Source organism: Anabaena sp. UHCC 0399 (genome assembly GCF_034931465.1).
GTDB lineage: Bacteria > Cyanobacteriota > Cyanobacteriia > Cyanobacteriales > Nostocaceae > Trichormus > Trichormus minutissimus.
The window spans coordinates 40865-53879 of sequence record NZ_JAYGGZ010000020.1 but is presented as its reverse complement, the minus strand read 5'-3'; the positions used below and the strand labels follow the sequence as shown (position 1 = coordinate 53879).

General features: G+C 41.0%; 11 protein-coding genes. 6 read left to right on the top strand and 5 right to left on the bottom strand.

Annotated elements, in window-relative coordinates; translation table 11 throughout:
• Positions 1-15: 15 nt before the first annotated feature.
• Positions 16-795 carry an Rpn family recombination-promoting nuclease/putative transposase gene (locus VB693_RS12930; RefSeq protein WP_323266625.1) on the bottom strand — a complete coding sequence of 260 codons (780 nt, stop codon included), beginning with the start codon at positions 793-795 and terminating at the stop codon, positions 16-18.
• A gap of 437 nt (positions 796-1232) precedes the next feature.
• Positions 1233-1910: a response regulator transcription factor gene (locus tag VB693_RS12925; protein WP_237992963.1), complete on the bottom strand. Its 678-nt coding sequence runs from the start codon at positions 1908-1910 to the stop codon at positions 1233-1235.
• A gap of 1111 nt (positions 1911-3021) precedes the next feature.
• Between VB693_RS12925 and groES the strand changes: the two genes are divergently transcribed.
• From groES to VB693_RS12905, 4 genes are all read left to right on the top strand, one after another.
• Entirely contained in the window at positions 3022-3333 is a 312-nt protein-coding gene (groES, locus tag VB693_RS12920; protein WP_190707916.1) for a co-chaperone GroES, read from the top strand.
• A gap of 107 nt (positions 3334-3440) precedes the next feature.
• Positions 3441-5075, top strand: a complete 1635-nt coding sequence (gene groL, locus VB693_RS12915) for a chaperonin GroEL (RefSeq protein ID WP_190707914.1) — start codon at positions 3441-3443, stop codon at positions 5073-5075.
• Positions 5076-5179: 104 nt separating this feature from the next.
• The gene (locus VB693_RS12910) at positions 5180-6229 is read left to right on the top strand and encodes an HNH endonuclease signature motif containing protein (protein ID WP_323266624.1); all 1050 of its coding nucleotides are present in this window, start codon (positions 5180-5182) and stop codon (positions 6227-6229) included.
• A gap of 101 nt (positions 6230-6330) precedes the next feature.
• Positions 6331-6534: a DUF4351 domain-containing protein gene (locus tag VB693_RS12905; RefSeq protein WP_323266651.1), complete on the top strand. Its 204-nt coding sequence runs from the start codon at positions 6331-6333 to the stop codon at positions 6532-6534.
• A gap of 66 nt (positions 6535-6600) precedes the next feature.
• On the opposite strand, the gene glgA is transcribed toward VB693_RS12905, so the two are convergent.
• The 3 genes from glgA to VB693_RS12890 form a co-directional block, all read right to left on the bottom strand.
• Entirely contained in the window at positions 6601-8079 is a 1479-nt protein-coding gene (glgA, locus tag VB693_RS12900; RefSeq protein ID WP_323266623.1) for a glycogen synthase GlgA, read from the bottom strand.
• Positions 8080-8273: 194 nt separating this feature from the next.
• Positions 8274-9029, bottom strand: coding sequence for a circadian clock KaiB family protein (locus tag VB693_RS12895; RefSeq protein WP_323266622.1), 756 nt, complete (start codon positions 9027-9029; stop codon positions 8274-8276).
• Between the two features lie 111 nt (positions 9030-9140).
• Positions 9141-10448 (bottom strand): type IV pilus twitching motility protein PilT, encoded by a 1308-nt coding sequence (locus tag VB693_RS12890; protein ID WP_323266621.1) that lies wholly within the window; start codon positions 10446-10448, stop codon positions 9141-9143.
• 706 nt (positions 10449-11154) lie between these two features.
• Here VB693_RS12890 and VB693_RS12885 point away from each other — a divergent pair.
• Entirely contained in the window at positions 11155-11532 is a 378-nt protein-coding gene (locus tag VB693_RS12885; RefSeq protein ID WP_190707897.1) for a hypothetical protein, read from the top strand.
• A 357-nt stretch (positions 11533-11889) separates the two neighbouring features.
• On the top strand, positions 11890-13005 hold the full coding sequence (gene wecB / locus VB693_RS12880; RefSeq protein WP_323266620.1) for a non-hydrolyzing UDP-N-acetylglucosamine 2-epimerase: 1116 nt from the start codon (positions 11890-11892) through the stop codon (positions 13003-13005).
• The last annotated feature ends 10 nt before the right edge of the window (positions 13006-13015 follow it).

Genomic DNA, 13015 nt, shown 5'->3' with positions numbered 1-13015 from the left:
TAGTTAAATTTCAAATTATGAAATCTCTTTTTGTAAAGTCTGAACTTGCTCAAGAGATAATTCAGTCACTTGAGCAATTTGCTCTAAACTCATACCAATTCCCAGCAAATTTAAAGCCAACTTTCTTGTTGTTTCGGCTTTACCTTCGGCTTTACCTTCGGCTTTACCTTCTTGGAGAATTTCTTGATAAATCACTGATTCACGCATAATCTCACTCCTTAAGATTCTGCTAATTACATCTTTGTTTAAGACAAGGCCTGCTAAAATCGCAGTTGCTGCTACTATGTTTCTTTGCAGTTTTTGGTCTGTAATTGCCTCAACTGCTTTCGCTACTTGGGTTAATACCATTGTAGGATCTTCAGTCTGACTTAGGACGGCAAAGGGCAACAAACCGGGAGCAGCAATAAACCTATCTGTCGGTTGTTCCCATAGACGTATTACCTCAAACTCATGGTAAGTCGTTTCTAATCTAAAATCTGTTTTAGTGATTAATGGTGAAGCTGTTTTTCTCAAATAAATCACTACTTGACGCATTTGTTTTTGAGGAAAACGGCGATACAACCTCACTCGATAATCTAACATCCGAAAGGGTATATTTTCATCTGCGTCGGTTTGAAACTCAGTATGGAGAACTAAGTCATCTGATTGCATCAATATTAACGAATCAGCGCGAATAGGTTCGTTTGATAATTCTGTAGGGCTAATTTCTGTTAGTTTAGTTGGTGAACCTAGTAACCATGTTGCTAAGTCATCTTTAAAGTTTTCGGCAATAAATTTGCAGATGTTGTCATACATGACAAGTTTAAAGAAATGGGATTACGTATTATTTGGAAATATTATTAGAAATAATATAATTCCCTTAAACTATACGTTCATTTCCGTAGAGTTTTTTTATAATACTTAATTTAAGGTGGGAGTATCCCAGGTTTTAAAATAGAACACAGATGGTTCGCGTGACACATTTACGCCCTTCTGCGTTTAAAAATGAAATGAAACATTGAAGATACTCCCTAATTTGGGTTTGTCTATGATCGCTCTTTTCTCTTTTTACGTACCAAATTTAATGCGATAATACCTACACTTCGACAGGGATAACCACAAAATAAATGAAGATTGGCGACCCCAAGTTTTCACCAATCTACCCTTAAACTACAGGACTTAATAGGTTAAGCTATCAGCTGTCAGCAGTCAGTTCATTATGGTAAAGCTGACGGCTGAAGGCTGATAGCTATTTACGCCATTTGATTTTCAATCGCCCACCGCGCTAATTCAGTGCGGTTGTGGAGATTGGTTTTGCCCAACATATTAGAAACGTGGCTTTCAACGGTACGCTGACTAACATTTAATTCTTCAGCGATTTCTCTGTTAGCTAGACCTCTAGCTACAAACTGCACTACCTTCAGCTCAGTTGGAGTTAATTGCACATCGAAGGGAACTTGGATACGAGAACCGTTTTCTCCTCCTTTGGTTTGGTGTTCCTTCCAACGGATAGTTTGCTTCAGGGAAGATTCTACCTGCGCTACGAGTTCTTCTGGTTCAAAAGGCTTGACCATATAGACATCCGCGCCTTTATTTAGACCTTTAACTCGGTCTGCACTTTGCCCTTTGGCCGACAGGAAAAGGACAGGAATCCAACTGGTGCGTTCGTTTTGCCGGACTTGTTCTACAAAGGTATATCCATCCATTTCCGGCATCATCACGTCACAGATGATCATGTCTGGAACATCATGTTCGAGAATCTCTAAAGCTTCTCGACCATTTTCTGCGGTGATGACTTCATATCCTCTGAATTCCAGATAGTCCTTCACCAGCAAGATGAGGTTAGGGTCGTCATCAATAAGTAGAAGTCGTTTGTGATCTTTCATGCTGGGCTCTTTCATAGCAGTGGCACTTGTCGCGCTTCGATCCATCAAGGTCTTGAATGGTTATCCTTATATGGTGGATTGTTGAGATGTTGTCATTTTTCCCACTTAACTTACCCTTGCTTAACTTGAAGTCTCACAATTAGTTTCCACTTTCTGTAAGACTGCTAGCTCATTAGCAATATTCCAGTAAGGATACGTAGAGCAGTAGTATTTATAATGCGCTATTATATATCCCTTTGAAAGTGGCGGGTGAAAAAACACTGATTAAATAATAATCTTTCTAGTTCACACTAGTTCACTCAGTAAGTGTTGGCTTATGATGACCCTAGGTGTCAAACAACCCGCACTTCCATTGGCTTACTACTCTACAATACCCTGCCGATGTTCAGCCTTAATCTTAAGATGTTTACAAGTAAGTAGGGGAGTTGTTGGCAAAGGATGGGTTAAAAACGCATATTCTTTCACCACCATTATGCCTATCAAGTGTTCTTGGACGATCCGCTCAATAACCTCCGGGTTTGCTTGGCGATACCAGACACTATCCGGGTAGACAACTATTATCTATCTAGAACAACAAACTCGCAAGTAAAAAACTTGTATTTTGTTGCACCAGGTCACTGTATTGTTACTCATCAAGCGGTTCGCTGATTACTGTTCTATACTAATTTCCCCACTTTGCAAATAAAGTTGACCATATAAAAATATTCGTAACTTATGGAAAAGAACCTGAAAAATACTAATAATTAAGGATTTTTACTTACGGAATTAATACGGAGTGTATATACGGGGACTGATAATTTGTAATGGACTTCTCTACGTTCTCTCCGAGAGGCTACGCCAACGCGCAGCGTGTCGGAGACAGACACTCCGTGAACGCTAACGTAATTCGTAATGGGCTACGCTCTAAGCGCAGCTATGCCGCAGGCTTTACGTAATGGACTAACGTCCCGCTCCGCTAACGTAATTGGGCATTTAGGGATAGGAAATATTATCTACCCTAGTCATCTGTCACCTGTCACCTGTCACCTGTCACCTGTCACCTCCTCTCCTACCTAGTTCGGAAACCCGTACATCTGAAAACATTGCCATTGGGGGTTGGTTTTCGATAGATTAGCACTCAGGAGTTGAGAGTGCTAACTCTGGAGAAATAAAAAATATGGCAGCTGTATCTCTAAGTGTATCCACAGTAAAACCTTTAGGCGATCGCGTTTTCGTAAAAGTGAGCGCGTCTGAAGAAAAAACCGCCGGTGGTCTTTATTTACCCGACACCGCGAAAGAAAAGCCCCAAGTAGGTGAAGTAGTCGCCCTTGGCCCTGGCAAGCGTAATGACGACGGTAGCCGTCAAGAATTGGAAGTAAAAGTTGGCGATAAAGTGCTGTACTCCAAGTACGCTGGCACAGATGTCAAGCTCGGAACTGAAGAATACGTACTGCTTTCCGAAAAAGACATTTTAGCAGTCGTGAACTAATTGGGAATGGCGCATAGGTCATAAGAATCAAAACCAATGCCCAATGCCCAACCTCCAATCAATTATTCCAGACCAATTTGACATAACTTCCTGAGATTGAGACACCTATGGCAAAGCGCATTATTTACAACGAAAACGCCCGTCGCGCCTTAGAGCGTGGTATTGACATTCTAGCTGAGGCTGTAGCTGTTACCCTTGGCCCCAAAGGTCGTAACGTAGTTCTAGAAAAGAAATTTGGCGCGCCCCAAATCGTTAACGATGGTGTCACCATCGCTAAAGAAATCGAATTAGAAGATCATATTGAAAACACTGGTGTTGCTTTGATTCGTCAAGCTGCATCTAAAACTAACGACGCAGCAGGCGATGGTACAACCACCGCGACTGTATTGGCTCATGCCATTGTTAAAGAAGGTTTGCGGAACGTAGCAGCAGGTGCTAACGCAATCCTATTGAAACGCGGTATTGATAAAGCTACCAACTTTTTGGTAGAAAAAATTAAAGAACACGCTCGCCCTGTAGAAGATTCTAAGGCGATCGCTCAAGTTGGGTCAATCTCTGCTGGTAACGACGATGAAGTCGGTCAGATGATTGCCCAAGCAATGGACAAAGTAGGTAAAGAAGGCGTTATCTCTCTAGAAGAAGGTAAGTCTGTAACTACCGAATTGGAAATTACCGAAGGGATGCGCTTTGACAAAGGCTATATCTCTCCCTACTTCGCCACCGACCCAGAACGGATGGAAGCGATTTTTGATGAGCCTTACCTGTTGTTGACAGATAAGAAAATTGCGCTGGTACAAGATTTAGTACCAGTTCTAGAGCAAGTAGCTCGCGCTGGTCGTCCTCTGGTGATTATCGCTGAAGATATCGAAAAAGAAGCTTTAGCAACCCTAGTAGTTAACCGTCTACGCGGTGTACTCAACGTTGCGGCTGTAAAAGCTCCTGGTTTTGGCGATCGCCGCAAGGCTATGCTAGAAGATATCGCCATCCTCACCGGCGGTCAATTAATCACCGAAGATGCTGGTCTGAAGCTGGACAACACCAAGCTAGAAAGCCTGGGTAAAGCTCGCCGCGTCACCATTACCAAAGACAGCACCACAATTGTGGCTGAAGGTAACGACGTTGCTGTTAAGGCTCGTGTAGAACAAATTCGTCGTCAACTGGAAGAAACCGAATCTTCCTACGACAAAGAAAAACTCCAAGAGCGTTTGGCTAAACTCTCTGGTGGTGTAGCTGTGGTAAAAGTGGGCGCAGCTACCGAAACCGAAATGAAAGACAAAAAGCTCCGCCTAGAAGATGCTATCAACGCAACCAAGGCTGCTGTTGAAGAAGGTATCGTTCCTGGTGGTGGTACAACTTATGCTCACCTCACCCCAGACTTAGAAGCTTGGGCTAACAGCAACCTCAAAGATGAAGAGTTGACTGGTGCTTTGATTGTCGCTCGTGCATTACCCGCACCTCTGAAGAGAATTGCTGAAAACGCAGGTCAGAATGGTGCTGTTATTGCTGAACGCGTCAAAGAAAAAGCATTCAATGTTGGTTTCAATGCTGCAACCAACGAATTCGTAGATATGTTCGATGCTGGTATTGTTGACCCCGCGAAAGTAACTCGTTCTGCTCTGCAAAACGCTGCTTCTATCGCTGGAATGGTGTTGACAACCGAGTGCATCGTTGTTGACAAGCCAGAACCTAAAGACGGCGCACCTGCTGCGGCTGGTGCTGGCGGCGGTGACTTCGATTACTAATATTCTGTAGTCACATAAGTTTAAAAAACAGCTGCTTCCACAAAGGAGGCGGCTGTTTTTTTCAATCAAACATGAAGGTACAAAGGACAATGTAGAAATCAAATATGAAAGAGAAAGACGTAAAAATACTTTGGGGTCGTTCTGGAAATCGATGTGCTATTTGCAAAATTGAATTAACACCTGTTGGTTCAAAAAGCGTACTAGGTGAAATGGCTCATATTATTGCTGATTCACTTCAAGGCCCTCGCGGAGATAGTCACCTTATTTCTGAACAAAGAAATGAATACGATAATCTAATTCTTTTATGTCCAACACATCATACATTAATCGACAAGAACGAAGAAGAATGGACAATAGAAAAATTAAGAATTATCAAGTCAGAGCATGAAAATTGGGTTTCTAATCAACTGAGTCACAACAACATTTCTATTAGTTCAATTGATAATTCCAATTTTATTGAATCTAGAGAAAAATCATGGATTAGTTTCTCTGGCAATAAACTCTGGTTTATAACAAGTTTTACACCTCTTCATATTTATGAAGACAGTATTGATCCTTTAACGCCAGACTTATATAACCTAATCAATAGCTTGAGGTTACCTGAGTTTAATGGCTATTCTATGTTTTCAGATAATTTGAATCAATATAATACAGTACCAAATGAATACGGAATTATTAATCAAGAATTACCAAATGAAGGGCAAAACAAACTTGGTCATAGAATTCAAGTGTTTAGAAACGGTCATTGCGAATTCTTAATGTGTTTAGAATATCTGAGAACTGGTAGAGATAACTCATCTAATGATATTTTAATATATAACGATATGAGAAATAGTTTTATTGCCCAGATTGAAGGAATACTAAATATCTGGAGTAAAAGTTTACCATTTAATGATATGTTATTAACGCTAATGATGACTAATACTACTTGTATCAGGTTACATTCAGGGCAACGAATATATAATGGTGATTTACTAGGACAGCCAGTAACTTCACCAACACTAAAATACAGTAGAGTTATTAATAAAACCGAAAAATTACAATTTTTGCAGGATTTAGTAATCAAAAGGTTTGTGAACTATTTTGGTTTAAATATTAACAGTGTGTTTGCTGAAAATGGCAATATGAACTTACCTAACATACTTTATTTTTAGCAATCAGTCTTTGTGTTATGGGGCTTCCATGTAAATAACTATTCCATCGCTAGGGCAACCTAGAGGACTGGTGAAGTTAAGCGAGAAAGAGTCTATAATCTATCAAGATATTTTGTAACAAGGAAAAAAAAGGTAAAGAAAGTTTTATTTTCCGTCAAATCAATCGGTGTTTTAGAGAGATTGGTAAGCCATTAATTGAACGGGTTCGGAATTTATCTGCTGACCAGTTAGAAGATTTAGGAGAAGCGTTGTTTGATTTTTCGGAAGTTGGTGATTTAGAAGTATGGTTAAATCATCGAAATTAAATAGCACAGTTTGTCCCAATAAAAAAGTAGCTGTTTTCATACAGCTACTTTATGACAAGTATTAAACTACCACCTGTATTTAATCCAGTCGTAAATCTCTAAGTATTCTTCTCCTGGTTGATTCCATGAGTAGTCATACTTCATACCCTGAATTGCTAATTGTTGAAACTCTTCAGGGGACTCATACCACGAATCAATTGCCCGATTCATGGCTGATTCTAAAGCCTGGTTATCGGTCTGATAAAACACATAACCATTGCGTTTTTCTGGTGGGTGATTTTGGTCGTAGTCTCGGTCAAATACTGTATTCACAAGTCCGCCGACACCGCGCACAATGGGGACAGTACCGTACTTCAAACCAATCATCTGGGTTAAACCACAGGGTTCGTAATTGCTGGGGACAACAATCATATCTGCCCCTGCGTAAATGAGGTGAGATAATTCTTCATTAAAGCCCAGTTCTAAATGTACATCTGGGTTATTATTCAAAAATTCTTTTTCATGGCGGAAATGAGCGTTAATTCCTGCTTCTGTTGCAGAACCTAGTAATACAAATTGTGCTTCTTTATTCAAAGCATGATAAATTGCATGGTGGACAAGATGGACACCTTTTTGATGATCTAATCTCCCAATGTAGGCGATGATTGGTTTATCTGAGGGGCGGAGCAATAGTTGCTCGCGCAAAGCTTTTTTGTTATATAGTTTTTGTTCAAAATCATCTTCGTTATAGTTGTGGGATATGTAACGGTCAATTTCTGGATTCCAAAAATCGTAATCTATACCGTTCAGCACCCCTTTAAATTTTTCTCGGTGCAAATGCAAAGTATGACCTAAACCACAGCCAACTTCTGTATGTTGAGCTTCTAAGGCGTGGTTAGGCGAAACTGTGGTGACTGCATTTGAGTAAACAATTCCCCCTTTCATATAGTTCAAAGCGAAGGGGTTAAAGTCGTCTTGCAACTTGTCGGATTGGAAGTAATAGGACTCTCGATTTAAACCTGTAGCCCAGAGAGTTTTGACACCACCAATTCCTTGATGCTTAAAGTTGTGAATGGTGTAGCAAACTCGTTGATGATCCATGCCATGATATTTGTAAATCTCATAGAGCATGACGGGAACTAACCCTGTTTGCCAATCATGGCAATGGATGATGTCAGGACGCTTATTGCTTTGATGGAGAAATTCTAAAGCGGCTTTGCTGAAGAAGGCAAAGCGCATATCGTCATCATCACAACCGTAATAGCAACCGCGATTGAAGAAGTTGTCTTCAGAGTGGGGTTCGATGAAGAAACAGACTCGCCCATGTACCCAACCACAATACACGGTGCAGTGAATTGCCCCACCATACCAAGGCACAGACAAGTTTAAGTAAGCCTCATGTAGCCCCCAAATATGGTCGTAGCGCATACAATCATACTTGGGTAAAATCAGTTCCACGCAATTGCCCCGAATGTCTAATTCCCGACTCAAACCGTAAACGACATCCCCCAAACCTCCTGCCTTAATTACAGGAGCGCATTCCGAGGCAATCTGTACGATGTACATCCGTAGTCCTCGCTTTACAAAAGTTTATCTAACTATACATCTCAGTATATGCAAGATGTACTCATTGACAAGCGAGTGTTTGAATGATACTTGCTAATATTTACCGGAAAACTGGATTTAGCTCGCGGATGTTCAAGATTTCTTGACTTATTGAGAGTGGTAATTTAAACGCGGAGGTACGCAGGGAGAGCCAATTAGAGTTTATCTTTTGCTCCTAGCATTTGGAGTATTTTTTCTGCGTTATCTAAGTCACCAACTAGACGGCGAATTGGGTGAGGCCAAACTTTGACTAGGGTTGGGGTGGCGGATACTTGATCGATTTCTGCCTGTTCTGGATTAGTTAAGACATCAATCACTTTCATTGTGTAAGGATATCCTAGCGATCGCTCTAATTGTTCATGTAAATTCTTGAGGATACGCTCTGTGTTAGCACTGTGTCCGGCGACGAACAAACGCAGAACATAGGTTTTAATTTGGGCTTTTTGTACTGCCTTAGCTGGGGGATGATATCTTGGGACTGGTTCGGAAAGGTCTAAATTGATAATTAAGTCGTGGTCTTCCCAGAGTTGGGGAAATGCAGCGCGATAAGTGGACAATACCATGCGATCGCACAAACCATCTTGCCAAGGTGCAGGTTGCCAAACCAATTCACCTGTGTCAAAAATCGCGTTCAGTACAGCTTGATGTTTCATTACCACCGGGTAAGCTTCCGCAAAGGTTTTCACCTGCTGCGTTTGCGGATCTAACCAGTGGTCTATTGTGGCTGTATAACAAGGAACTAGAAAGTGAGGCGGTTCTGGTAAGTCGAGAATTTCTTGTAAAGCGGTACATAAATGCGAATGCCATCGACCTTGCTTGTTCGAGTCGATGCAGTAAATTAAATCTCCTCCCGGTGTAAATAGGGCAATTCCCTTAAATAACTGAGGTTGAAATAGTTTATCTGTAATCAAGTTAATTAGTTAGTTCTCGGAATTGGGCATGGGGCATGGGGTATGGGGCATTGGGGTAAAATTTCTTTCTTATACACCCTTATACCCATACACCCCTACACCCCTACTCTCTTAGACTCGTCCTCGAAGGAATTGAGCCATTTCGTTAGGTGTTGGCGACATTTCTAAGGCTGTTTCTTCAGTGATGCGACCCTCTTGATAGAGGTTGAGCAATGACTGATTCATCGTAATCATACCGTCAAAACCAGCTTGCTTCATCAATTCGGTAATTTCATCATACTTACCATCTTTGACCCATTCTTTGACTGCCTCTGTATTAATCAGGACATCATGGAAAGCTGCCCGCTTACCGTCGGTTGTCCGACACAAACCTTGGGCAATAACTGCTACTAAAGATTCAGCCAGTGCTACTCGCATGGCATCTTGTTCTTCACCTGAATACAGGTTCAAAATCCGTTCAATAGTTTTTACTGCACTATTGGTGTGTAGCGTTCCCATCACTAAGTGACCAGTCTGAGCCGCTTTTAAGGCTGTGTTGACTGTTTCTTTGTCCCGCATTTCACCCACCAGAATTAAATCTGGATCTTCCCGTAAGGCTGCTTTTAAAGCATTGTCGAATTTTCGGGTGTGCATTCCTACTTCCCGTTGCTTAACTAAAGACTTACGGCTTTGATGCACAAATTCTACTGGGTCTTCAATAGTAATAATGTGTTTAGGCATTTCCCTATTGATGTAATCAATCATAGCTGCCATCGTTGTCGATTTACCTGAGCCAGTAGGCCCAGTCACCAAAATTAAGCCTTTGTGATAATGACAAATATCTCTAAATATGGGAGGTAATCTCAACTGATCAATAGATAGGATTTTTAAAGGAATCAACCGTAGTACCATTGCATGGCCTTTGAGAGAGTCAAAGACGTTAATCCGTACACGGGCAAATTCATATTGGGTAGCACCATCAAATTCCAAGTGTTCTTGAAATCGTTGAATTTCCGGCTCAGTTATGATCTCTCGTAACCAACTCATGAAAGTTGGTTTGTCGGTTTCTGGATAATCAGTTGGGCTAATTTCTCCTCGGCTACGGAAGCGAGGTATTTCACCTACTCCCAAGTGAATATCAGAATATCCATTATCAAACGCTTCTTTAATAATTTCCGCTAAAGTTAGCCCCGAAGTGGTAGCACTACTAGCAACAGGCATTGGTGGCGGAGTTCCAGGACGATGAGCCGCCGCAGGTGCAGGACTTGGGGGTGGTGGTACAGCTTGTCCAGCACTTCTATTAACTGACGACATATCCAAAGTTTGTGTATGTTGGCGTTGCGTCATGACTGTAGGTGGTGGTGGCGGTAGTGGCGGTGCTGGTGGCACATTCCGGGCAACAACAGGATTGGGATTCGATGGGTGCTGTGATTCTGTCATATATCTTTAATATCTCGCAGTTGAACTATTCAATGAAGAAAAAGACGAGGTAAAACGTTCTGAAGCTTCTCAGTAATCCAATTTTAGGTTTCTGATTAATTGGCAGCTTTTAGTAATATTTCGTTACATCTTGTCTAGATATTTGTATAACTTATGACGTTAATTTATAAAAGAAAAAATTGTAACCTCCTATCTAAACTGGTTTATCCTAAGAGTTTCCTAAAAAACCTCAGTAAATATATTGTTAAAGTAAAGTATTTTTTTTACGCAAAAATTTGATGTGAATTAGGAATATGAATCTTAAATGAGAGGACTTTATCTATGGCGACTATAAGTAACTAGCAATTAACAGCAGAATCATCTGTAGATAATTTGTTGAGCGACCTGAGAGAATTATGAGAAGCATCGGCATTTTTCATAAGAAATGTTAAGCAAAATCTAACTCAAGAGTTGGAATCAAACTTTTTGGTCAAATGACTTTTGTCCACTATTCCTCAAGACAGATATCGAAAGCGAGATTTATGATGAAATGTGAACTTAAATTTACATTCATAGTTGCAAAAAATTAATTGTAAAGTTTAATAAATAAACGCTCATTTTCTCGGACTGGTTTTATATACTGAAACTTCATTGAATCATTCAGTTGCTTGCCAAAAGCGAGATATTACTGAAAATAAATTTTGCTGTGTACTTAGGAGGAAACGTTATGGTTTTGGCTCAGAGTTCTAATCTCGGAAAGACCTACTCCTTGTTGATGATTAAAAGTTTTTTGATATGGACTTTTACATTGGCAGTATGCTTGTTGGTTGTCGGATTTCCATTAGTTGTGTTGATGGCTACTGTCGGATGTTTGTTGTCAATTGTGCTGCAATCTGTAATGCCTGTTAGCGCAGTTTTACTTGTTGCAGGCGGCTTGATTATGTTGAATGTCATGGCTGTATTGATTGCGGCAGGTGTGCTGACCTTTAAGGGTGTACATCCAAAAGAAATTCAATGGTTAAGCTGGTTGCACGGAGGAGAAGCAGAGCAGATGCAGACCACTGTATATGCAGCTTGCCCACTAACTTGTGATTCCAAACTATAGTCATCCTGAAAAATTCGACCAAAAGCATCTGCCCGGTTCAGCCGGGTTTTTTCGTGTTTGGAGAGAATTAGGGGATAGGTGACAGGGAATTAACAATTAAACAATTCAAAATGACGCTCTCTACGAGACGCTGCGCGAACGCGGACTCGCTCTAAGCGAAGCTATGCCGAAGGCTTTACGCTGCGCTAACAAAATTCAAAATTAAAGACAGTTGGAGTCTGGGATTTAAACCCCAACTCAACTGATACTACGTGTAGACGTAGGGGTCTTAAACCCTTGAATTTACGATAACTATTGACTAATGATTATTGACTAATGATTATTAACTAATGACTATTGACTAATAACTATTGACTAATGACTAATCAAAAATCTATTTACATTATTTTGGGAACACGTCCAGAGGCGATTAAATTAGCTCCGGTGATTCAGGTTTTCCAGAAATCGCCTGACTTTGATTTGCGGGTGATTTTAACTGGACAGCATCGGGAGATGGTTGAACAAGTGATGCAGTTGTTCAACTTGAAGGCAGATTATGACTTAGAGATTATGCAGCCTCAACAGTCTCTGAGTGATATCACTTGCCGCAGTTTGCGAGGTTTAGAAAAGTTATTCCAGGAAAATAAGCCAGATTTAGTCATAGTACAAGGTGACACGACTACAGCTTTTGCCGCAACTTTAGCAGCGTTTTATCAAAAAATTCCTGTTGGTCATGTCGAAGCAGGCTTAAGAACTGATGATTTATTTAATCCTTACCCAGAGGAAGCTAATCGGCGGTTAATTTCGCAAATTACCCAGTTACACTTTGCGCCGACTGCGTTGGCTGTGGAAAACTTAGAGCGTTCTGGGGTTTTGGGTGAAATTAATTTGACGGGGAATACAGTTATTGATGCGCTGTTAAATGTGGCTGCAACTCAACCGGCTTGTAATGTGCCTGGTTTAGATTGGAATTCCTACCGTACTTTGCTGGCTACTGTGCATCGTCGGGAAAATTGGGGAGAACCATTACAAGCGATCGCCCAAGGTTTTTTACAAATCTTAAATAAGTTTCCTGATACGGCTTTGCTGTTACCTTTACACCGCAACCCTACTGTGAGAGAACCTTTGCAAGCATTATTGGGGAATCATCCGCGAGTGTTTTTAACAGAACCTCTAGATTATGCGGAATTAGTAGGAGCAATTGGGCGATCGCATTTTCTGCTCACTGACTCCGGTGGTTTACAAGAAGAAGCACCCAGTCTAGGAAAACCAGTCTTAGTTCTCAGAGAAACCACAGAAAGACCGGAAGCTGTGGCTGCGGGTACAGCGAAACTGGTCGGGACTGCTAGTGATAGCATTGCATCTGCTGCCGATGAGTTACTGAGTAACCCAGTAGCGTATGAAACGATGGCTAACGCTATTAATCCCTTTGGGGATGGTCATGCAGCAGAATACATCTTGCAGATTGTGCAAAAATACTTTGGGTTGGGCTAAAAACTTAAGA

Coding starts and splice junctions, on each gene's coding strand:
- VB693_RS12890 (WP_323266621.1), bottom strand. CDS start 10,448: ATGACAGAATCACAGCACCCATCGAATCCCAATCCTGTTGTTGCCCGG.
- wecB (WP_323266620.1), top strand. CDS start 11,890: ATGACTAATCAAAAATCTATTTACATTATTTTGGGAACACGTCCAGAG.
- groL (WP_190707914.1), top strand. CDS start 3,441: ATGGCAAAGCGCATTATTTACAACGAAAACGCCCGTCGCGCCTTAGAG.
- groES (WP_190707916.1), top strand. CDS start 3,022: ATGGCAGCTGTATCTCTAAGTGTATCCACAGTAAAACCTTTAGGCGAT.
- VB693_RS12885 (WP_190707897.1), top strand. CDS start 11,155: ATGGTTTTGGCTCAGAGTTCTAATCTCGGAAAGACCTACTCCTTGTTG.
- VB693_RS12930 (WP_323266625.1), bottom strand. CDS start 795: ATGTATGACAACATCTGCAAATTTATTGCCGAAAACTTTAAAGATGAC.
- VB693_RS12910 (WP_323266624.1), top strand. CDS start 5,180: ATGAAAGAGAAAGACGTAAAAATACTTTGGGGTCGTTCTGGAAATCGA.
- VB693_RS12925 (WP_237992963.1), bottom strand. CDS start 1,910: ATGGATCGAAGCGCGACAAGTGCCACTGCTATGAAAGAGCCCAGCATG.
- glgA (WP_323266623.1), bottom strand. CDS start 8,079: ATGTACATCGTACAGATTGCCTCGGAATGCGCTCCTGTAATTAAGGCA.